Annotated in this window: 17 protein-coding genes; 7 read left to right on the plus strand and 10 right to left on the minus strand. The window is 63.6% G+C overall.

Annotated features, from left to right (window positions below; genetic code table 11):
* The first annotated feature begins 6 nt into the window (after nt 1-6).
* The gene (locus tag ACR64R_RS23805; protein ID WP_487358695.1) at nt 7-690 is read left to right on the plus strand and encodes an HAD family hydrolase; all 684 of its coding nucleotides are present in this window, start codon (nt 7-9) and stop codon (nt 688-690) included.
* Nucleotides 687-2,273, plus strand: a complete 1,587-nt coding sequence (locus ACR64R_RS23810; RefSeq protein WP_487358696.1) for an FGGY-family carbohydrate kinase — start codon at nt 687-689, stop codon at nt 2,271-2,273. The genes ACR64R_RS23805 and ACR64R_RS23810 overlap by 4 nt, the downstream gene beginning before the upstream one ends.
* A gap of 23 nt (nt 2,274-2,296) precedes the next feature.
* On the opposite strand, the gene ACR64R_RS23815 is transcribed toward ACR64R_RS23810, so the two are convergent.
* The 7 genes from ACR64R_RS23815 to ACR64R_RS23845 all read right to left on the minus strand — a co-directional run bounded on the left by ACR64R_RS23815 (nt 2,297) and on the right by ACR64R_RS23845 (nt 10,111).
* Nucleotides 2,297-3,382, minus strand: a complete 1,086-nt coding sequence (locus ACR64R_RS23815; protein ID WP_487358697.1) for an ABC transporter ATP-binding protein — start codon at nt 3,380-3,382, stop codon at nt 2,297-2,299.
* A 3-nt stretch (nt 3,383-3,385) separates the two neighbouring features.
* A complete protein-coding gene (locus ACR64R_RS23820) occupies nt 3,386-4,432 on the minus strand; it encodes an NAD(P)-dependent alcohol dehydrogenase (RefSeq protein WP_487362531.1) in 1,047 nt (348 codons plus the stop codon).
* A 16-nt stretch (nt 4,433-4,448) separates the two neighbouring features.
* A complete protein-coding gene (locus ACR64R_RS23825; protein WP_487362532.1) occupies nt 4,449-5,261 on the minus strand; it encodes a carbohydrate ABC transporter permease in 813 nt (270 codons plus the stop codon).
* Between the two features lie 11 nt (nt 5,262-5,272).
* Nucleotides 5,273-6,139: a carbohydrate ABC transporter permease gene (locus tag ACR64R_RS23830; RefSeq protein ID WP_487358698.1), complete on the minus strand. Its 867-nt coding sequence runs from the start codon at nt 6,137-6,139 to the stop codon at nt 5,273-5,275.
* Between the two features lie 100 nt (nt 6,140-6,239).
* On the minus strand, nt 6,240-7,514 hold the full coding sequence (locus ACR64R_RS23835; protein WP_487358699.1) for an ABC transporter substrate-binding protein: 1,275 nt from the start codon (nt 7,512-7,514) through the stop codon (nt 6,240-6,242).
* Nucleotides 7,515-7,732: 218 nt separating this feature from the next.
* Nucleotides 7,733-8,650, minus strand: coding sequence for an AraC family transcriptional regulator (locus tag ACR64R_RS23840; RefSeq protein WP_487358700.1), 918 nt, complete (start codon nt 8,648-8,650; stop codon nt 7,733-7,735).
* Nucleotides 8,651-8,764: 114 nt separating this feature from the next.
* Nucleotides 8,765-10,111: a nucleotide sugar dehydrogenase gene (locus tag ACR64R_RS23845; protein ID WP_487358701.1), complete on the minus strand. Its 1,347-nt coding sequence runs from the start codon at nt 10,109-10,111 to the stop codon at nt 8,765-8,767.
* A gap of 444 nt (nt 10,112-10,555) precedes the next feature.
* On the opposite strand from ACR64R_RS23845, the gene ACR64R_RS23850 reads away from it, so the two are divergent.
* The 4 genes from ACR64R_RS23850 to ACR64R_RS23865 all read left to right on the plus strand — a co-directional run bounded on the left by ACR64R_RS23850 (nt 10,556) and on the right by ACR64R_RS23865 (nt 17,361).
* Nucleotides 10,556-11,611 (plus strand): NAD-dependent epimerase/dehydratase family protein, encoded by a 1,056-nt coding sequence (locus ACR64R_RS23850; protein ID WP_487358702.1) that lies wholly within the window; start codon nt 10,556-10,558, stop codon nt 11,609-11,611.
* Nucleotides 11,608-12,885 carry a glycosyltransferase family 2 protein gene (locus tag ACR64R_RS23855; protein ID WP_487358703.1) on the plus strand — a complete coding sequence of 426 codons (1,278 nt, stop codon included), beginning with the start codon at nt 11,608-11,610 and terminating at the stop codon, nt 12,883-12,885. Before ACR64R_RS23850 ends, ACR64R_RS23855 begins: the two co-directional genes overlap by 4 nt.
* On the plus strand, nt 12,882-15,683 hold the full coding sequence (locus ACR64R_RS23860; protein ID WP_487358704.1) for a DUF3131 domain-containing protein: 2,802 nt from the start codon (nt 12,882-12,884) through the stop codon (nt 15,681-15,683). The genes ACR64R_RS23855 and ACR64R_RS23860 overlap by 4 nt, the downstream gene beginning before the upstream one ends.
* 274 nt (nt 15,684-15,957) lie before the next feature.
* Complete coding sequence (locus ACR64R_RS23865) at nt 15,958-17,361, plus strand: MATE family efflux transporter (RefSeq protein ID WP_487358705.1); 1,404 nt, start codon at nt 15,958-15,960, stop codon at nt 17,359-17,361.
* A gap of 278 nt (nt 17,362-17,639) precedes the next feature.
* On the opposite strand, the gene ACR64R_RS23870 is transcribed toward ACR64R_RS23865, so the two are convergent.
* Entirely contained in the window at nt 17,640-18,560 is a 921-nt protein-coding gene (locus ACR64R_RS23870) for a LysR family transcriptional regulator (RefSeq protein ID WP_487358706.1), read from the minus strand.
* Between the two features lie 120 nt (nt 18,561-18,680).
* Here ACR64R_RS23870 and ACR64R_RS23875 point away from each other — a divergent pair, with 120 nt between their 5' ends.
* Nucleotides 18,681-19,232, plus strand: coding sequence for a hypothetical protein (locus ACR64R_RS23875; protein ID WP_487358707.1), 552 nt, complete (start codon nt 18,681-18,683; stop codon nt 19,230-19,232).
* Between the two features lie 179 nt (nt 19,233-19,411).
* On the opposite strand, the gene ACR64R_RS23880 is transcribed toward ACR64R_RS23875, so the two are convergent.
* Together ACR64R_RS23880 and ACR64R_RS23885 are read right to left on the minus strand one after the other, a co-directional pair.
* Nucleotides 19,412-20,056, minus strand: a complete 645-nt coding sequence (locus ACR64R_RS23880; protein WP_487358708.1) for an amino acid ABC transporter permease — start codon at nt 20,054-20,056, stop codon at nt 19,412-19,414.
* On the minus strand, nt 20,053-20,721 hold the full coding sequence (locus ACR64R_RS23885) for an amino acid ABC transporter permease (protein WP_487358709.1): 669 nt from the start codon (nt 20,719-20,721) through the stop codon (nt 20,053-20,055). The genes ACR64R_RS23880 and ACR64R_RS23885 overlap by 4 nt, the downstream gene beginning before the upstream one ends.
* Between the last annotated feature and the right edge of the window lie 86 nt (nt 20,722-20,807).

The following is a 20,807-nucleotide window of genomic DNA, read 5'->3' on the forward strand; positions in this document are numbered from 1 at the left end:
CCAGCCGTGACGCCTGAACTGGTCATTTTCGACTGTGACGGCGTGCTGGTCGACAGCGAGGCGCTTTCGGTCTCGGCGCTGCTCGCCATGATCGAGCTCGCTGGCGGCACGCTCAGCGAGGACGTCGCCTACGAGTATTTTCTGGGCAAGAGCATGAAAAGCGTGCGCGAGATACTCGGCCGCGATTTCGGGCTCGAGATCAGCGACCGGCATCTGACCGCAATGCGCGTCGACCTGATGCGCAAATTCCGCGAGGAATTGAAACCGATCGCCGGCGTCAAGGACGTGCTGCCGAAGCTCGGTCGGCCCCGCTGCGTCGCGTCGTCGGGCACGCTGGAACGCATCCGCTACGCGCTCGACGTGACCGGCCTGCTGCCGCTGCTGGAGCCGCATATCTTCAGCGCCACCATGGTCAAAAACGGGAAGCCGGCACCCGATCTCTTCCTGCACGCCGCCGCAAGCATGCGAGCCCATCCACGCAACTGCCTGGTGATCGAGGACAGCCCGGCCGGCATTGCGGCGGCTCGCGCGGCCGGCATGCGCGTCTTCGCTTTCACCGGCGGCTCGCATGCGTCCAGCCCCGCCCTGAGGGCGCGGCTTGCGTCGACGGAACCGGACTCTATATTCGCTGACATGCTGCAATTGCCCGATCTGATTGCAGGCCTGGGAGCGAGAGTAAGAACATCTTGACGAAAAGCTTTGTTTGCGCGGTCGATGTCGGCACCGGGAGCGCTCGCGCGGGCATTCTCGATGCCGAGGGCAACCTGTTGGCCCGGGCCGATCATCCGATCGCCATGCATCAGCCCAAGCCCGATCACGCCGAACACGATTCGCAGGACATCTGGGCGGCGGTGTGCAAATCCGTGCGGGGCGCGCTGCGCAAATCCGGCGTTGCGGCCGGCGATGTCGCCGGCATTTCTTTCGACGCCACCTGCTCGCTGGTCGTGCGCGACAGGCAAGGCGAACAGCTCAGCGTCTCGGTGACCGGCGCAAAGCGCTGGGACACGGTCGTCTGGCTCGACCACCGCGCCATCGCCGAGGCCGATGAATGCACGGCAAGCGGCCACGCCGTCCTCGACTATATCGGCGGAGTGATGTCGCCGGAGATGGCGACGCCGAAGCTGATGTGGCTGAAACGCCATCTGCCGCAAACATGGAATGAAGCCGGCTATCTATTTGATCTGGCCGACTTCCTGACCTGGAAGGCGTCGGGCTCACTGGCCCGTTCGCAATGCACGCTGACGGCGAAGTGGACCTATCTGGCGCATGAGGAGAACAGCTGGCGACGCGATTTCTTCGATCTCGTCGGCCTTGGTGACCTCTTCGAGCACGGCAATCTGCCGGAGAAGGCAAGCCCGGTCGGCGCCGATATCGGCCCCTTGACGGCCGCTGCAGCGGCCGAACTCGGCCTCACCGAAGAATGCCGGGTCGGCGCCGGTGTCATCGATGCCTATGCCGGCGCGCTCGGCGTCCTCGGCGGCTTTGCCGGCGACGAGAAGAACATCAGCCGGCACCTGGCTCTGATTGCCGGTACGTCGTCCTGCGTCATGGCAATGTCGCGCGACCCGCAACCCTTTGCCGGCGTCTGGGGTCCGTATTACGGCGCCGCCTTGCCGACGCTATGGCTCTCGGAGGGCGGCCAGTCGGCCACCGGCGCGCTGCTCGATCACATCATCCGATGGCACGGGGCAGGTGGTGAGCCCGACGCGGCCATGCATATGAAGATCGCCAGCCGGGTTGCCGAGCTGCGCGCCGAGGACGGCGATGCGCTGGCTGCAAGGCTGCATGTGCTGCCGGATTTCCATGGCAATCGTTCGCCGCTCGCCGATCCGCATGCGGTCGGCGTCATCAGCGGGCTGACGCTCGATTCCTCCTTCGACAGCCTGTGCAAGCTCTACTGGCGCACCGCCGTCGGCATCGCGCTCGGCGTGCGCCACGTGCTCGAGGCGTTGAACGAGAACGGCTATTTGATCGACACGCTGCATGTCACCGGCGGCCACACCAAGAACCCGCTATTGATGGAGCTTTACGCCGACGCCACGGGCTGCACGGTGGTCGAGCCGCTGGCCGACGAGGCGGTCCTGCTCGGCACCGGCATGGTGGCGGCAACAGCCGCCGGGCTCTACAGCGACCTCAACGCCGCCTGCGTCGCCATGCAGCAGGGCGGCAAGGCGCGCGCGCCCAACAAGGCCGCCGGCGCCCGCTTCGATCGCGACTACCGGATCTTCCTCGAGATGCACCGCCAGCGGCAGGCGCTCGACGCGATTGGGTAGAGCGTTCCAGGACGCAACCGGTCTTATCGCCGGCGCAGCGACTTGCCGGTCTGCGCGTCGAACAAATGGATGCTTTCCTCGTCGAAGCTGTAGCGCACGGGTGCGCTCTGCTCCGGGCATTCGCGGGCCGACACCAGCGCGCTGATCTCCTTGCCGCCGGAGCCGAACGTCACCAGCGCGTCATTGCCATGAAACTCGATGAGATCGGCGGTGCCCTGCAACAGGTTTGCCGTGCCGGCTCCGGCCGTCTTCAGATCCGGAGGCCGGATGCCGAGCACCACACGATCGCCATGCTGCAGGTAGAAGTCGCCGCCTTCCAGCGATAACACCGTCCCGGCGCCGGTCAACGTCCAGCCATCGCCCTTCCGGCCGACCATGGCCTCGATGAAATTCATGCTCGGCGTGCCGATGAAGCCGGCCACGAACTGGTTCCCGGGGCGGCGATAGATCTCCGCCGGCGAGCCGACCTGTTCGATCACCCCGTCCTTTAACAGCACGATCCGGTCGGCCAAAGTCATCGCTTCCAGCTGGTCATGCGTGACATAGACGGTTGTCGTCTTCAGCGACTGGTGCAGCCTGGCGATCTCGACGCGCATATGGTTGCGTAGCTTGGCGTCGAGATTGGACAGAGGCTCGTCGAAGAGAAAGACTTTCGGCGTCATGATCATGGCGCGCGCGATCGCCACGCGCTGCTGCTGGCCGCCGGAGAGCTCGGTCGGCTTGCGACCCAGATAGGGTTCGAGGCCAAGCGTTTTCGCAACGGCTTCGACGCGCTTCTTGATCTCGGCCGCTGGCACCTTCTGCCGCTTCAGTCCGAAGGCGACGTTGTCGAAGATGGTCATGTGCGGATAGAGCGCATAATTCTGGAACACCATGGCGATGCCGCGATCGCCGGGGTCTAGATCGTTGACCACCTTGCCGCCGATCGACACCTCGCCGCCGCTGATGTCCTCAAGTCCGGCTAGCATCCTGAGCAGCGTGGACTTGCCGCAGCCGGACGGCCCGAGGAACACGACGAATTCATGCTCCTCGATTGCAAGGTTGAGGTCGCGGATGACCGTCGTGGCGCCATAGGCCTTGTCGACATGCGAGCAAACGATCGCGGACATCACTTATCCCTTCTCGCCGGTCAGCAGGATCTGCAGCTTGACGTCCTGCGGCTTGCCTTGCGCCGCGCGCTCGAACGCCTTGATGCTCTCGGAGAAATCATAGGTGCCGGTGATCAGCGGCTTCAGGTCGACCTTGCCGGAGGCGATCAACTGCAACGCGCGGTCGAAGATGTTGGCGTAGCGGAACACGGTCTCGATGCGCACTTCCTTGGAGATCGCCGCAGGCACGTTGAGCTCGACCGCTTCCACCGGCAGCCCGACCAGCACCACCGCGCCGCCCGGCCGCACTATGTCGAACAGATTGGCGAAAGCCTTCGGGCTGCCGCTGGCCTCGAACACGATGTCGGCGCCCCAATTGTCGGTCGCGGACCGCACGGCGTCTACCAGCGACCGCTCGCCGATATTGACCGGCACGATGCCCGAATACTGGGCGGCGATTGCCAACTTCGGAGCCGAGAAGTCGGAGATCAGCACTTTGGAGCAGCCGCCGGCCAAAGCCGCGAGCGCGATCATGATGCCGATCGGGCCGCAGCCGACGACGACGGCGACATCGCCCGGCACGATCCGGGCGCGCGCCGCCGCCTGCATGCCGATGGCGAAGGGTTCGACCATCGCGCCCTCGGCAAACGAGACATTGTCCGGCAATTTGTAGGTGAAGGCCGCCGGATGGACGGCGTAGGGCGCAAGCACGCCATGCACCGGCGGCGTCGCCCAGAAGCGCACGTCCGGGTCGACGTTGTAGATACCGAGCTTCGTCGCCCGCGACGCAAGGTTCGGCACGCCGGGTTCCATGCAGACGCGATCGCCGACCTTCAGGCTGGCGACTTTGGCGCCGACCTCGACGATCGTGCCTGACGCCTCATGGCCGAGCACCATCGGCTGGTGCACGATGTAGCTGCCGATGGCTCCATGCGTGTAGTAATGCACGTCGCTGCCGCAGACGCCGACCGTGTGGATGGCGATCCTGACGTCGTCCGGCCCGACATCTTGCGGCAGCGCGATCTCGCGCAGCGACAGTTCGCCTTTTTTCTCAAGCACCAGTGCTCGCATCGGGGTAAGCCTCACTTCAACTTTTCTTTTGCCGGAAAACGGAATTCAGGAAGCCGCTCAAAACGCCGAGGAACAGCAGTGGCGGCAGCGACAGGAGCACGACCGAGGCGTTGAGGATGCCCCACGGCACGTTCATGCCTTGCTGGGAAAGTTCCGAAGCGACGATCGGCAGCGTCTTGGCGTTTGAGCTCGACAGCATCAGCGCGATCAGGAACTCGTTCCACACCAGCACGAAGCTGAAGGCGATGGCGCCGATGAGCGAGCGCGCCGCGACGGGAAGCCCGATCCGCCAGAACACGGCGTAAGCGCCGTAGCCATCGACGAAGGCAGCTTCCTCGATCTCTTTCGGCACGCCCTGGAAGGCTGGGATGGCCAGCCACATGATCACCGAGATGGTCAGCAGCGAATAAGTGACGATCAGCGCCGGCAAAGTGTCGTAGAGGCCCACCTGCAGCCAGATCACCATCAGCGGGATGGCCACCGCCACCGGCGGCAGGAAGCGCAACGACAGGACGAAGAACTGGATGTCGCCGGCGAAGCGGTTGGGATAGCGCGCCACCGCATAGGCCGCCGGCAGGCCGAGCGCGATGCCGATCAGCACCGCCGAGCCGCAGGCTACGACCGAGTTGTAGAGGCCGGTCAGCACGCTGTCGCGGCCGAGGATGTAGCTGATATTGGCGAGCGTCGGCGTGAAGAACATCTTCGGCACGCGCGTGATGATGTCGACATTGTTCTTCAGCGCGTTGAGCGCCGTCCACGCCAGCGGGAACACGGCCAGGAATCCGGCCAGCGCCAGGATGGCTTTGGCGATCAAGCGGCCCGGTCTGATCCGATGTGGCTTCATGCCTGCACCCGCTTCCAAAGCATGGTGAAGGTGATGACGGTCGCGATCATCATCAGCACCGCCATGGCCGAAGCATAGGAGACCTTGCCGGACTCGATGAAGCCCTGCGAGAAGGCGTACATGTCGAGCGTCTCGGTCGCCACGCCCGGCCCGCCGCGCGTCATCACATAGATCAGGTCGAAGGAGCGCAGCGACTCGATCATCTTGACGAACATCAGGCTGATCAGCGGTGCCTTCAGCATCGGCAGCGTGACATAGGCGTGGATCTGCCAGCGCTTGGCGTGATCAAGCCGGGCCGCCTCGATCGGTTGCGGCGGCAGGGTTTCGAGCAGCTTCAGCACGATGACCGCGAAGAACAGCCCCCATTGCCAGACGTCGACCGAGGCCACGGCGAACAGCGCGGTGCCGGGCTTGGACAGCGGATCGAAGATCAGTCCGCCGGTGACGAGCCGGTAGGGATAGGTGGCGATGCCATAGAGCGGATGATAGGCGAACTTCCAGACGAAGGCGGCCGAAACGCGCGGGAGCAGCACCGGGACGATGAACAGCAGGCAATAGAAATTGCGCAGGCGCGGGCCGGCGACCTCGAACATCAGCACGCCGAGCCCGATCGCCACCACCATCGTCGCCACCACGGTGACGATCTCCCATTTCACCGAAACCCAGACGGCATTCAGGAAACGGCGGTCGAGGAACAGGTCGCCGAAATTCGCGAACCAGACCCAGGAATAGCCCGGCGCGCTCAGCTCGCGGTTCTGCAGGGCGATGACGATGGCGTAGAGCGTTGGCACCATCGACAGCACGAGCAGGATGGCCAAAGTCGGAACCAGAAATGTGACCGGCAGGGAAGAGCGTCGGCGCATTGCCTATCCTCGGGCTGCATTGCATTGCTTTAAGTGAATCCGCGGCGCGGATCCCGGCACTCCAGCGAGTGCCGTGGACCGCGCGCCGCGGGCGGGAGGATTACTTCTTCTTCACCAGACCGTTGGCATAGGCCTCGAGCTCGTTGAGGCCGCCCTTGATGTCGGTGCGCGTACCGGTGACGAGCTCTTCCAGGATGATGCCCCAGCGGTCGCCGAGATCGGGCCAGCGCGGATCCTGCCAGAAGTTCACCGCCGTCACCTTTCCGGTATCGGCCAGCGCCTGGCCGAGATCGGCGCCGTAGATGTCGGCGAATTCCTTGCTGGTGAGGATGCTGGTGCGGTTCAGTTCGCCAAACTGATGCGCGTCGAGCCGGCGCTTCTCGTTTTCCTTGGACGTCGCCCAGGCGATGAACAGGCCGGCGCATTTCTTCGCAGCGTCGTCGGCATTGGCCTTGGTGCCGATGGCGAGCCCGTGGCCATAGCCGCCGCCCGGCAGCGGCGAGGGCGGCGGCAGGAAGCCGACCTTGCCGACCACCTGCGAGGTCTTGGGGTCGACCGCCATGCCCGACAACGGGGTCGATTCAACGAGTATGGCGACCTGGCCGGAGAGGAATGCGCCGGTCGATTCATCCCAGCTGCCGGTCTGCGTGCCGGGCGCCGAGTCCTTGAACAGCTTCAAATAGGTCTCGGTCGCCTTGACGGCGGCGTCGGAATTGAAAGCCGGCTTGTCGCCGTCGAACCACTTGCCGCCATAGGCCTTGAAGAACGGCATCCAGCGCCAGACATTGGCGCCCGAGCCGCGCGCGCCGCGCAGCGCAATGCCGTAAATGCCCTTGTCGGCATTGGTCAGCTTCGGCACGTCGGCGATCAGTTCGTCCAGCGTCTTCGGCGGCTGGATGCCGGCGGCCTCCAGCACATCCTTGCGGTAGACCATCAGGTCGCCGCCGCCGGTCAGCGGCGCAAACCACACCTTGCCGTCATAGGTGGCGACCTTCTGGCGGCCCGGATCGAAATCGGCATAGTCATAGTCAGCCGGATAATAATCGGTCAGCGGCACTATCCAGCCGGAAGACGCGAACAGCGCCACGTTGGCCTCGTCGACATAGTAGACGTTGTAGTTGCCGACGGTGGAAGCATCGGCGCGCGACTTGGCGCGGCGGTCGTTCTCGTTGAGGTAATCGATCTGGAACGAGGCGCCGGAGAGCTTCTTGAACTCGTCTTTCGAATCCTCCAGCAGCGTCAGGCCGTCGCGCGGCTGCGCCAGCACCTTGACCGGCGCCGAGCAGACCGGCGCCTGCGCGAGCGCCGCGGTTGAAACAGAAGCGGTAAGCACGAAAGCTGCGCCGAGGCTGGCAGCGAGCCGGGTTGATTTCATTGATGTTTCTCCTCCAGGAACAAGCAAGTCCGCGGGCTAAGCGACCCTCACCGTCGCCCGCATGACTGCGGCCCGCCGCCAAAATGAGGAGTTGGATGGGGCGAGACTAGAAGCCCCGTTGCAGCAGACCTGTACTTTTATGCATTGTGCGGCGCAAAAGATGCCACAGGCAGAGTCTACCCGTCACACGAGTATCAGTACGATCAGGGGTGGCGAAATCAGGCTCGTAACGTCAGCCGCTGCCGCGATAGCTTGCGATAGGAGGACGGCGTCATCTTGTGCTTGCGCAGGAAGGCGCGGTTGAAGTTCGAGATGTTCATGTAGCCGACCTGGAAGCAGATGTCGGTGATCGGGATCTCGGTATCGGCAAGCAGCTTGCAGGCCTGCCAGAGCCTGAGCTTGGCGACATGGTCGCTGAACGAGTTGCCGGTGTTCTTCTGGAAAAAGCGCGAGAATGTGCTTTCGCTCATGCCGGCCAATGCCGCCACCTCCGGTAGCTTCAAATCCTCGGCAAAGTGCTGGAACAGATAGGTCAGCGAGCGCTGGATGATGTCCAGCGACTCGGCGTCGAGCAACGGCGAAAAATCCGGCGACGACAAAAGCGCGTATTCGTCGGTGGTGGCCAGAAGGTCCAGCAGTTCGAGGAACAGGCGGAACCTTGCCAGCCCATGCACCTCGCCCATCCGTTCCATCAGCTCGGCGCCGTCGAGTGCCGTCTGGCCATGGAAGACCATGCCGCGCAGCGAGCGCTCCAGGAACGGCTCCAGCTCGCGCAGCTCCGGCAGCAGCCCGGACGAGCCGCGCAGCCGCTCCGGATCGAATTGAAGCACGATATCGCGCCCCTCAATCAGCTCGCCCGGCTGCACAGCGGTCACCCAGTCATGCGGCAGCCCGCCGCCGACGATGGTCAGATAGCCCGGCCCGAACTCGCCGATATGGTCGCCGACCAGCACCACGCCGGACGATTTCCTCAGAAGATGGATTTCGTATTCGGGGTGAAAATTCCAGACATTGCGCTCCCAGGGATAATCGTCCAGCCGCCACAGAAAACTCTCGCTGGCCTCGGTGACGATATGCTCGAAGGCGGGCACCGTGCGCGGTATCGCGGCGGTGTTCTTTCTGCGCTTGAAGGGCATCCATTCCTCCCGGCACGGTGCGCCGGCTGTCCGCATCAGCGCTATCCGTAGCAGCCCGGCTCCGGCAAGTGAACGTGCCGTCGGCGCCTGGTCCCGGGCTGGCCGGCGGATGTTTTAGGCTTTCACCACCCGGTCGCAGACGATGCCGTTGCGCTGCATGGCGTTGCGGGTGTCGATGATCAGGCGCGAGTGATTTGCCAGAAGGCCATAGTCGACCCCGTCGTGATCGGTGACGATGACGACCGCGTCGTAGGCAGCGATGGAGTCGCGGTTGAGGCGGATGCAGTCCTTGCCGGCCAGCATCGGATGCTTGCGCGTCTTGGGTATGCGCGCGACATGAGGGTCGTGATAGGCAATGTCGGCGGCGCGTTTTTCGAGTAGCTCGATCAGCTTGAGCGCGGGGCTCTCACGCACGTCCGACACGTTCTTCTTGTAGGCGACGCCGACGATCAGGATGGCCGCCTGGCTCAGCGGCAGGCCAAGCTGCGTGTCGAGGGCTTCCGACAGCTTCGACATGACATAGTGCGGCATGGAGACGTTGATCTCGCCGGCGAGTTCGATGAACTTCGTCGACACTTCGAACTCGCGCGACTTCCAGGTCAGGTAGAACGGATCGATCGGGATGCAATGTCCGCCGAGCCCCGGGCCGGGATAGAACGGCATGTAGCCGAAGGGCTTCGTCTTTGCGGCTTCGATGACCTCCCAGATGTCGATCCCCATCGCGGAATAGATGACCTTGAGCTCATTGACCAAGGCGATGTTGACGGCGCGGAAAATGTTCTCCGTCAGCTTCACCACTTCGGCCACCTTGATGCTCGAGACAGGCACGACCTTTTCCACGATCGCCCCATAGAAGAGCGCCACCAGTTTCGCCGCGGCCGGCCCGTCGCCGGCGACAATTTTCGGAATGGTGGCGGTCTCGAAGCCGATGCTGCCCGGATCCTCGCGTTCCGGCGAATAGCCGAGGAAGAAGTCCCTGCCGGATCTGTAGCCCGTCGCTTCCAGTATGGGCTTCATCACCTCGTCGGTGGTGCCGGGATAGGTGGTCGATTCCAGCACGACGAGCTGATCTTTGCGCAGATGCGCCGCTATGGCGCGCGTTGTATCCTCCACGAAGGAAAGGTCCGGCTCGCGCTGCTTTGTCAGCGGCGTCGGGACGCATATGGAGATGACGTCGCATTCTTCCAGCATCGCGAAATCCGATGTTGCCCGGAAGGAGCCGCTCGCGCTGATGCCTTGCAGGGCCTCGTCTGTGACGGCGCCGATATAGGAACGGCCGGCCTTCAGTCTCTCGACCTTGCTGTTGTCGATATCGAAGCCGGTCACCCGGAAGCCGGCGCGCGCCGCAACCGCGGCCAGCGGCAATCCGACATAGCCAAGTCCGATGACACCAATCGTGGCCGTTCGTGACTCGAGTTTTGAATGAAGCGTCGCTCCGCGCGCCTGCTCGACCAATGCCATTGTTGCCTCCATGGTGCGGCCGGCTCGGAATCGGCGCCGCACTGCAATGACGTGAATTCTGACGGACAGGACTTCTGGTAGCCGGCGTCATAACCCCACGTTGTCGTGGGTCCTCGTGCAACTCTTGTGCCACGAGGCTTTTTGCGCGCCAGATCGTTGCGGAGCGCCGAGGCAACAAGGAAAGATCGGCCCGCGCAGGAGCAAACTTGCACTGATTGTCAAGTGTTCTGCTTGTGCTGATTTCGCACGCAGTCGTTTCATTTTAGGTCAGGCCAAGAACGAAGTCACAAAAAAGACAATGATTACAAGGTGGTAATTAACCACTGTTGTTTATCATATTGTTAACTATCAGTTGCGCTGCCTGGGGAAATCCTCATTGCATGACGCAAGGCGCACAATGAGGGGGTGCAGCCCTCTTCTTATGCAAGTGAGGATTGTCGCTTTATGAGCATGAACAGCACCGAATTCAGATGTCTTGTCGCCGGAGGCGCGGGATGTCTCGGGACCAACCTCGCCCGTCGCCTTCTCGACCAGGGTGCGCATGTCGATGTCGTCGACAATCTCTCCACCGGTCGCCAGGCCAATGTCGACCAGTTGGCGCGTCACCCGAACTTCGGCTTCATCAAGATGGATGTTGCCGATCCGGCGATCTGCCGCCGGTTGCAGCGCCGCCGTTACAGCCATGTCTATAACCTGGCCTGCCCCACGGGCGTTCCCAACATCAAGCGGTTGGGCGAGCAGATGCTGATGGCCTCGTCCGTCGGGACCCTGAACCTGTTGAAGATCGCGCGCAGGTGCAAGGCGAAATATCTGTTTGCCAGCACCGCCGAGACGTACGGCGATCCGGACGTCTTCCCGCAGGCCGAAACCTATGTCGGGCGGGTCGATCCCGTTGGGCCGCGCAGCCCCTACGAGGAAGGCAAGCGCTTCGGCGAGGCGCTGACCCGATTCTGGGGCGGCAAATATGGCATCGAGGTGCGCATCGTGCGTATTTTCAACACCTATGGTCCGGCCATGTCGCCCAAGGACCAGCGGGTTATTCCGCAGATGCTGACCCGCCTCATCGCCGGCCAGCCCGTGCCGATCTATGGCGACGGAACGCAGACGAGGACCTTCCTGCATGTGGACGATCTGGTGAACGGACTTCTCACAGTCATGGAGAAGGGCGACAGCGGCGAGGTCTACAATGTCGGCGGCGACGAACAGATCACCATGCGTGATCTCTTCACCACGGTGAAAAGGGCGACCGGTCTCGTAGGCAAAGCCGATTTTCGCGACCATTTCATCGAGGATCATCGCGGCCGCTGGCCGGACACGACGAAGCTGCGGGCCCTGGGCTGGCGGCCGAATATCCCGTTGGAAGCAGGTATCCGCCAGAGCTATCAGGACCTGCTTCGCTCGCTGGGCATCAAGCCGGCTCGCGCGGCCTTCGACTCCACGCATGGCAGAACCGACCGCGCGCTGGTCCCGGGCGATCGGTTGCAGCCCCTCTCGCCATGAGCCTGACGGCTGCCCTCAACGCGACCTTGATGGTGCTCAGCGCTTCGCTGGGCATAAACATCGCGTTCTGGTGCACGGTCGGGCTGTTGCGCTTCATCGCCGAACTCGCCGGCCGCAAGGCCGTCGCGGGCCCGCGCGCGATCAGGGTCGCCGATGTCGCGGTCGTCATCCCCGCGCATAACGAGGAGATAGCGCTGCCCAAATGCATCGCCGCCCTCAAGGCGATCATCCCGGCCCGGCAGATCTATGTGGCCAGCGATGGATCGAAAGACGCCACGGTTTCCATCGCCCGGAGCATGGGCTGCAGGGCTCTCGACATCCGGCCCAACGGCGGCAAGGCCAAGGCCATAGACCGGGCCATCAAGCACTATCGCCTTTGCGAGCGGTTCAAGGCGGTTCTGATCCAGGATGCCGACTCCGAAATCGATCCGCATTATCTCGACTACGCCCTTCCGCTGTTCGACGATCCGGGTGTCAGCGTCGTCGCGGGTCATGTCCTGTCGCGCTGGCGCGATCAGCGCCTGCCGACGCTGGACATGCTCTTCGCCGCCTACCGGACGCGCCTCTACAGGATCCTGCAGACGGCGTTCCAGTATGGCCAGTCCTGGAAATGGACCAGCGTGAGCTACATCGCGCCCGGTTTTGCCAGCATGTATCGCACCCAGGCCCTGACCCGGATCGACATCACGGCCCCAGGCCTCGTGATCGAAGACTTCAACATGACCTTCGAGGTGCAGCACAAAGGGCTGGGCCGCGTCGCCTATACGCCGAAAGCGCGGTGCTCGTCGGAAGATCCTTTCAACCTCTCCGACTACCGCAAGCAGGTGCAGCGCTGGTATTTGGGCTTCTGGCAGACCGTGCGCCGGCACGGGGTCTGGCCAGGCCGGTTCTGGCTCTCGCTTGGCGGCCTGCTGGCGGAGTTGCTGGTCATTTCGATTTTCGCCCTTGCCTTGCCGCTGGCCGTCCTGGTCTATCTGGTGACCGGTTTTGAAGTCCCCGCCTTGTCGATCGGTCAACTCGCGGTGCGACCGGTCTCGCCTGTCGTCCTGCTTGCGCTGTTCTTGGCCGTCGACTACGCGCTCACTGTCGTCGTCGCGATCATCGAGCGGCGGCCGAGCCTGATGCTCTACGGCATCGCCTTTCCCGCGATCCGGCTTCTCGACGCCGCGCTTTTCCTTCGCGCCCTCGGCAAATCCTTCTCCGCGAAATCCGATGGCCGCTGGGTGAGCCCGGCGCGGTACGCGGTTCCCGCCGCCGACAGGAGGCATCCATGAACATAAGCCGGCGTTCGGTCCTTCTCGGCGGCATCAGCATCCCGCTCCTGGCGGTTGCCGGCCGCGCCCTGGCCGCCGCGCGCCTGCCCAATCCGCTGATGGTGATCGTCAGCGGCGTCGGCGCCCGCGCCGACACAGGCAGGCTCGGAGCTGTCGCGAACGCCTTCTCGTCCGCCGGTCTGCCGATCGCCATGACCATCGAGATGGCTGGCGATCCCGGCGACATCCCAAGCTTCAACTCGGACCTTGCCAAGTGGATAAGGCAGTCCTTGGTACTGGCTCCAGACGCCATCGAGTTCGGCATTCATGCCGCGAAGATCGCGCCGCCCGACCCTTATCTTCAGGCGCGGCAGGCAGGCGAGATGCAGGCCGCCTTTTCGTACATGATCAACGCATTCGACCGCTACAAGTCCAAGGCCGTCCTCACCGCGCTGACGCTGACCACCAATCAGCCGCTGCAATCGCCTCAGGACGCCGCAGCGATGAGGTCGGCCGGCATTCGCACCGTCATCCGTCTTGCGGGCGGGCAGGACGACAAGGTCATCCAGGAGCCCTCGGATGGAGGCTACTGGATGACCAACACCGGGCTTGTGAACACGGCCGCCTCGGCGCGAACATCCGCCACATCGGGCAATGCGGCAGCCGCGCTGACGGCCCCGGCCGCGCTTGCGCAGAACATCACGGCTCTTGCCGCCAACACTGACCCGATCATCGTCGATATCCCGTTTGATGCGCTGGCCGGCCTGTCCAATGCCGATGCCGCCGACTATGCGTCCGGTGTCGCCATGGCGGTGCTTGCGGCGACCTCGTCCGGCGCCGTGCGTGTCCTTGCGCCGCAGAAGCTCTATACACAGAGCCGTCCCGCCAACAGGCGCTACATTGTGGTCAGGATCGATGACCTGCGCCTCGACAGCGATACCGATCCGAGCCACATGGCCTTCGTCAGGGGTCTCATCGAAGCCGGCTATCCGGTCACCAACGCCATCATCCCGGCCCCCAAGGCGGGCCTGCTGTCGGCGGATGAAAGCAGCAAGGCCTTCCTGCGGTCGATGCTCGCGGAGCCGCGATACGATATCGCGGGGCATGGCTGGCACCACACGCCTTCCGAGCTGCTCGGAAACTCGCTCGCGAAAGACGTCGACCTCATCAGGGACTGCATGAGCGAAATCTATCGCTCCACGGGCACACTGCCGCTGACTTACATCCCTCCGAACGACGATTTCGACGGCAACACGCTCGATGCCGTGGCCGGCACGGGAACGCCGATGTTCGCCGCCGAGAAGGGCACGCTGCGCTGGTTCAACGGTCTGGACAGGCGCGGAATCCTGCACGTGTCCAATACCCTCAAGTTCGAGGCCGCCTGGACGGGCGATCTTCCCTACTTCTCCCAGCAACAGGTCTTCGATTATCTCGGAGAGGACAATGACGCGGTCTTCTGCATCCACCCGGACACCGCCAATACGCCCGAAAAGAAACAGGTGATACTCGATTCCATCACCCGGATGGCGGGTCTGCCGGGCACGACGCTGGTCAATTTCGCCGAATACTACAAGGCCGTCTGCCCGACCATGCCGAAGGTGGACCGCATCCGGCAAGCCCGTGCCGAGGTATCGGTCAAGGACTGGCGGAAACCCGGTCCGTATCCGCTGGAAGAGCAAGCGCTGAGGGCTGATGCCGAACTGGCCTGGACCTATTTCGACTGGGGTGCAAAGCATTACAACGGCATGGCGCCCGCCACCTCCTGGATCGAGACCGGCAAGCAGACTGGATATCCGTTCGTGACGATGTGGGATATAGGATCGCACATCCTGGCCGTGGTTGCGGCTCAACGCCTGCGCGTCATCGACCAGACCGAATTCGAGACGAGGATAAATCGTATCCTTGCCTTCCTTGGCCAAAACGATTTCAGCTTGGCGGGGGCGAAGCTCCCGAACACCGAACGACGGCTGAGCTCGAAGGGCGGCGAGCGCGACGGCTTCGACAGCGCCGATACCGGGCGGCTGCTGGTCGCCCTCAAGATCCTGGACAGTTATACGGCAGGCGCCTTCCCGGTGTTCAAGCTGGTGCGGCATTGGTCGTTCGGGCCTGTCCTCAAGGATGGCGAGATGCATGTGGTCAGCGACACCGGCAGGATTTCGTCGGCGCAATTGAACAGCTACGCCGGCTATGCCGGTCGCGGATACAGCCTCTGGGGCGAGGCGATAGCGCCGGTCTTTTCCACGCCTGACCCGAGCAGCGACATGGACGCCGCCCTTGCTGCCATCGTGGAAATACAACGGCGCGGCCGCATCGCCACCGAGCCTCATGTCACCGAGGAAATCGAGCTTGGCGCATCGCCGCACGGTCGCCTCATCGCGGACATCCTCTACGCGGCCCAGATTAAGCGCTTCCAGGATACCGGCATCCTGACCTGCGTTTCCGAGACCGCCATGGCCGGGCCTCCCTATTTCACCTACCAGGGCTACCAGCTGGCCGACGATGGCGGCACTTTCCCGGTCGACACGCTGAAGACCTCCGCGCCCGACAAGGCGGCGAAGCTTTCCGACTCGCTGCGGCTGGTCAATTCCAAAGGCGCCTATCTGTGGCTCGCGGCCCGGCCCGGCGATTACGCGCAAAAGCTCGTGGCCTATATCAGGGAGCGGGCCAGGATGAAGGGGGTCGGCTTTTCCGCCGGAGTGTCCGAGCAAACCGGCAAGCGGATCGAGGTCACCGACATCAACACCAACGGCGTCATCCTCGAAGCGGTCGCCTACATACTCGGCGGCCGCAAACCGCTGATCTCTCGCGCGGAGGCCTGACCTCCGCGATATTGGCGGCAGGGGGATCGGGCGCCGCCTGGCGCCAATGTGCCGCCACAAGGGTGTGCTCGCCGCGGGGTGCGCAGCCACGGGCCGCTCCCGTGAGGCGCATGGGGGGATGCGGCAGGTTGCGATCGCTGGATCAATCGCTGCCCGGTCCTCTCCCTTGCCAAAATGTCGCACTTCGTCCACAAGGCGACGCAAACGACGCCATTTTGCGTCGTGCGGCTTCCGGCCCTTTGGCCGACGCGCCGTGTTCTGAAAGAGCGGAACAATGTCTGCGATCGAAGCCGGCGCTCGCGCGCCGGAAAACCTTTGGCGTCGGGAAATCAGGGCGACGGTCGCGCTCGCCTGGCCCATGGTGCTGACCAATCTCGGCCAGACCGCCATGACCGCGACCGACGTCATGATGATGGGCCGTCTCGGGCCGGATACGCTGGCCGCCGGCGCGCTCGGCTCCAATCTCTATTTCATGCCGTTGATCTTCGGCCTCGGCCTGATGCTGGCGACTTCGCCGATGATCGCGACAGAACTCGGCCGCCGCCGCCATTCGGTACGCGACCTGCGCCGCACCGTACGTCAGGGCCTGTGGCTGGCGATCCTGATCTCGATCCCGATCTGGGTCTTCCTCTCGCATGGCGAAGAGGTCCTCTTGGCCATGGGCCAGAAGCCGGAACTGTCGCGTGAGGCCGGCATCTACCTGCACTGGCTGCAATGGGCGGTGCTGCCCTTCTATGGCTATATCGTGCTGCGCTCCTTCATCTCGGCGCTGGAGCGGCCGGGCTGGGCGCTGATCATCGTTTTCGTCGCGGTCGCCTGCAACGCCTTCTTCAACTGGGTGTTCATGTTCGGCAATCTCGGCGTAAGGTCGATGGGCATAGCCGGCTCCGGTCTCGCCACCACGCTGTCCAGCACGCTGATGTTCGTCGGCCTTGCGGCGGTTGTGATGCTGGAGAAGAAGTTCCGCCGCTATCACCTCTTCGGCCGCTTCTGGCGCTCGGACTGGCCGCGTTTTCGTGGCCTGCTCAGGCTCGGCCTGCCGATCGCCGGCATCCTTGCCTTCGAGGTGACGATCTTCAACGCGGCGGCGCTGCTCATGGGCCTGATCGACGCGGATTCGCTCGCCGCCCATGCGATTGCCATCCAGATCGCGTCGGTCTCTTTCATGGTGCCGCTCGGGCTTAACCAGGCTGCCACGGTGCGTGTGGGCCTGGCGCATGGCGCCGGCAATCCGGAAGGCGTCTCTCGCGCCGGCTGGACCGCCTTCGTCATCGGCGTCTCGTTCATGGCGCTGATGGGCCTGGTGATGATCCTGTGGCCGCATGCGCTGATCGGCGCCTTCATCGATCTCACCGATCCGGCCAATGCGAGGGTGATCAGCCTGTCCGTGTCGTTCCTGGGGTTCGCGGCGCTGTTCCAGATCTTCGACGGCGCCCAGGCGGTGGCGGCCGGCATGCTGCGCGGCCTGCACGACACCAAGGTGCCGATGCTTTATGCCGCGATCGGCTATTGGGGCGTCGGCCTGCCGCTCGGCGTGCTGCTCGCCTTCCGTTTCGGTTTGAACGGCGCCGGCATCTGGATCGGCCTGGCGTCGGGCCTGGCCGTCGTGGCGGCCCTGCTGCTGGCGCGCTGGCTCCGCCGGGACCGCTTGGCGCCACCCCTCGTCTTCGGGCATTGACCGCACACCGGTTGCCAGGCAGCCGTCATGTCCAGACCGCCGGGCCGAATGCTGCAGGGGCTTTGCGGTTACTTTCAACGAGAAAGACAAGCATCCTCAGAAAGGGCCAGAGCCGTACCGCTGGCTAACGAGAATGCGATCAAAGTCCTCATTTCGGTTCCCCCTGGTTCGACGTACACGTCGTTTTTCTCGGGAGTTCGGCTTTGAACGAAGAACTTATCGGAAGTCCGCTGTGCTTGCCCGCAGGAAAATCTTTGTGCGCGCCGTGCCAGGCGAGGTCAGCAGTTCCAGACTGGCGGCGTGCCGATGACTTCCCGCAGGGCACTGCTCATCACCCGTAGTTTTGCCGAGGGCTGCGCCAGCGCGCGCAGCAGGTAAATCCCGGTTTCTGCTGCGTTCCAAGGCTCTCCTTCGAGGTCCAGCCTGTGGAGGGCCCCTGACCGCACATCGCCGCCAACGACCCAGTCCGGCAGAAAGCCGACGCCTATCCCCGCCAGCGCGGCTCCCCGCATGGCTTCGAAATCGTCACAGCGAAACACCGCGCCCTGACCTTGCCGATGCCCTGCCGGCCAGCCGAGCACGTTGGTCCATCCCAGCAAGTCGGCACCATGCAGCTTGTCTATGAGGCGGTGACCCGCCAGATCGGCGCACGTCTCTGGCACGCCGTGTCGCGCTAGATAGTCCGGGGAGGCGATCAGAAGGCGCTTCTGTCCAGCAAGCCGCGTCGCAATCAGCGTGCTGTCGGCCAGCTCGCCGATCCGGATCACCGCGTCGAGACGCTCCAGTACAGGATCGGCGAGCCGTTCGGTCAAATCCAGTTCAATCTTCAGCTCCGGATGCTGCTGCATAACAGCTCGGACCGCGGGGATGACGAAACGCTTGCCGAATGTCGGAAAGCAGGCCAGGCTGAGCGTGCCGTTGACCGCCCCGGCGAAGGCGGAAATCTCCGCATGTGTATCGGCAAGATCATCCAGCAAACGCTGCGCACGTTCAAACAGCCGTTCGCCCGCATCCGTCAGAGCAAGCGCTCGCGTCGAGCGTAGGAAAAGGGGCACACCGACGCTTTGCTCCAACGCATCGATTTGACGGGCGATCGCCGACGGGGTCAACCCGCGCCGTCGCGCCGCGCTGGAAAAGCTGCCGCCCCGGACCACCTCGACGAAGACGGTCAGATGTTCCACAAACCGAGGATCGACCATCTGTGCGCTCCACGCAAAAAGGTTTCGAGGTCGGCCCGCATTATCACGCCAGGCATGGCCACGTAAGTTGGCTTCATCAGTTGGGCAAAGGGGCCCGGCTCACATCTGGTGGAGACAAAAATGAAAGTCCTGGACGAAATCCTGTCGCAATCTGCCTATTCCGCCGAAATCGACGTACCCCTCTCACAGGTAGACATTGAGGAATGGCTATTCTCTCTGCCCGAAGCCGAGTATTTGCGCTGCTGTCCGCCCGATCACATCGCCGCAGGGACCACCACGACCGACGACGGCCGCCGCATGTCGATCAATGTCGAGATGATTGGAACCGGCCTCGTGGTGCAGCACTATGTCTGTGAAGAGGCTGGCCCAGCCTATGTCCGGATGAATTCGATCTCGGATGTGTTCACGGCCAACGGACGGACCCAGGTCAATGTGATTTGGGAACTGATGGCAGAGGACCTCGGCGACGGCCGCAGCCGCTATACCAACCGGGTGACCGCGCATCCGACCGATGCCTTCATGGAATTTATTAAGGAACATGACATCTCCTATGAAACTGCAGCGGCGGCGCGTCAGGCCGCCGGCGGCGATCACAATCGCCGCGAAACCCCACTTTTTGCCGACAGCATTGCCCGGCGCGCGAGAATGCGTTCGCTAGAAATCGTGAAGTGAAAGCACTCGTCTTTCAGGAACTCGGCCGGCCAGATGCTCTCTGCCTGGCCGAGATGCCCGCACCCGAGCTGCGGTAGAGGAGGCCCTGGCGCCCTTGCGTGCGGTGGGATCAACCGTGCCGATCTGCTTCAGAGATAAGGCGTTTACGGCCGTCAGAGCTTTCGGTGCAGCCCGTTGCTTCAATGTGCGGCGCGCCGCTCCAGCCGCCGCGCATATTGCGTCAGCGGGAAGCACATGGCGAAGAAGATCAGCGCCACCAGTCCGTAGACCTTGAACGGTTCGAAGGTCGCGTTGTTGATCGCGTTGGAGGTTCTGACCAGCTCCTCGAAGCCGATGATCGAGGTCAGCGCCGTCGATTTGATGAGCTGCACCAGGAAGCCGACGGTCGGCGCCCGGGTGATTGCGAAGGCCTGTGGCAGGATGATCAGCCGGAGTTCCTGCAGATAGTGCAGCCCAAGGCTGGCGCCGGCGTCCCACTGGCCGCGCGGCAGCGCGTCGACGCCGCCGCGCCAGATCTCGGCCAGATAGGCGCTGGCAAAGAAAGTCAGCCCAAGCATCGCCGCCGTCCACGGTTCGATGCGCAGCCCCAGCATCGGCAGGCCGAAGAACATCAGGAAGAGCTGCATCAGGAGCGGCGTACCCTGGAACAGCGCGATATAGCCTGAGGCGATCCGCTTCACCCATTTGTTCTTGGCGATGCGGAAGAACAGCACCACCAGCCCGACCAGCGCGCCGCCGACAAAGGCGGCGAGCGACAAGAGCACCGTCCAGCGCGCGGCCAGCAGAAGGTTACGAACGATATCCCAAAGGGTGAATTCGATCATGACACGCCGGCCCCCAGAACCCGGCGGCCGCCGCTTACCAGCAGCCGGCGCAGCCCCATCGACAGGCCGAGATAGACCATGGTCACGACGAGATAGGTCTCGAAAGCGCGGAAGGTCCGGGCCTGCAGCATGTCGGCCTCGTAGGTCAATTCGCGCACGGCGATCTGCGACACCACGGCCGATTCCAGCATCATGATGACGATCTGGCTGGTCAGCGCCGGATAGATCACCTTCAGCGCCTGCGGCAGCACGATCTTAACGAACACCTGGCGGGGCCTGAGCCCGAGCGCCAAGGCGGCTTCCGTCTGGCCACGCGGCACGGCGTCCAGCCCCGCGCCGACGATCTCGATCGTATAGGCCGCCATGTTGAGCGTCATCGCCAGCATCGCGGCGAGGATCGGATCGAGCCTTATGCCGAGGCTGGGCAGGCCGAAGAAGATGAAGAACAGCTGCACCAGGAACGGCGTGTTGCGCATCACCTCGACATAAACGCCGATCGCCAGCCGGAGCGGCTTGGGGCCATTTCGTTTGCCGGCGGCGCCCAGGATGCTGAGGAAAGTGCCCGCCAGCGTGGTCACGGCGATCAGGAGGATCGTCGTCGCCGCGCCACGCGCGATCACGCCCGCCGCACCCGCAAGCCAGCCGAAATCCAGGCTGTAGCCCATGGCGTTTGACCTTGTTGGACAGCGCGTCGCGCAGGGAACAAAAGCGGGAACGGCTCAGCCCGTTATCGTGGGCTGAGCCGTTCCGG

The sequence above is a fragment of the Mesorhizobium sp. MC2-1-1 genome (assembly GCF_057597255.1).

Coding starts and splice junctions, on each gene's coding strand:
- ACR64R_RS23815 (WP_487358697.1), bottom strand. CDS start 3,382: ATGTCCGCGATCGTTTGCTCGCATGTCGACAAGGCCTATGGCGCCACG.
- ACR64R_RS23820 (WP_487362531.1), bottom strand. CDS start 4,432: ATGCGAGCACTGGTGCTTGAGAAAAAAGGCGAACTGTCGCTGCGCGAG.
- ACR64R_RS23830 (WP_487358698.1), bottom strand. CDS start 6,139: ATGCGCCGACGCTCTTCCCTGCCGGTCACATTTCTGGTTCCGACTTTG.
- ACR64R_RS23835 (WP_487358699.1), bottom strand. CDS start 7,514: ATGAAATCAACCCGGCTCGCTGCCAGCCTCGGCGCAGCTTTCGTGCTT.
- ACR64R_RS23840 (WP_487358700.1), bottom strand. CDS start 8,650: ATGCCCTTCAAGCGCAGAAAGAACACCGCCGCGATACCGCGCACGGTG.
- ACR64R_RS23845 (WP_487358701.1), bottom strand. CDS start 10,111: ATGGCATTGGTCGAGCAGGCGCGCGGAGCGACGCTTCATTCAAAACTC.
- ACR64R_RS23850 (WP_487358702.1), top strand. CDS start 10,556: ATGAGCATGAACAGCACCGAATTCAGATGTCTTGTCGCCGGAGGCGCG.
- ACR64R_RS23855 (WP_487358703.1), top strand. CDS start 11,608: ATGAGCCTGACGGCTGCCCTCAACGCGACCTTGATGGTGCTCAGCGCT.
- ACR64R_RS23860 (WP_487358704.1), top strand. CDS start 12,882: ATGAACATAAGCCGGCGTTCGGTCCTTCTCGGCGGCATCAGCATCCCG.
- ACR64R_RS23865 (WP_487358705.1), top strand. CDS start 15,958: ATGTCTGCGATCGAAGCCGGCGCTCGCGCGCCGGAAAACCTTTGGCGT.
- ACR64R_RS23870 (WP_487358706.1), bottom strand. CDS start 18,560: ATGGTCGATCCTCGGTTTGTGGAACATCTGACCGTCTTCGTCGAGGTG.
- ACR64R_RS23875 (WP_487358707.1), top strand. CDS start 18,681: ATGAAAGTCCTGGACGAAATCCTGTCGCAATCTGCCTATTCCGCCGAA.
- ACR64R_RS23880 (WP_487358708.1), bottom strand. CDS start 20,056: ATGATCGAATTCACCCTTTGGGATATCGTTCGTAACCTTCTGCTGGCC.
- ACR64R_RS23885 (WP_487358709.1), bottom strand. CDS start 20,721: ATGGGCTACAGCCTGGATTTCGGCTGGCTTGCGGGTGCGGCGGGCGTG.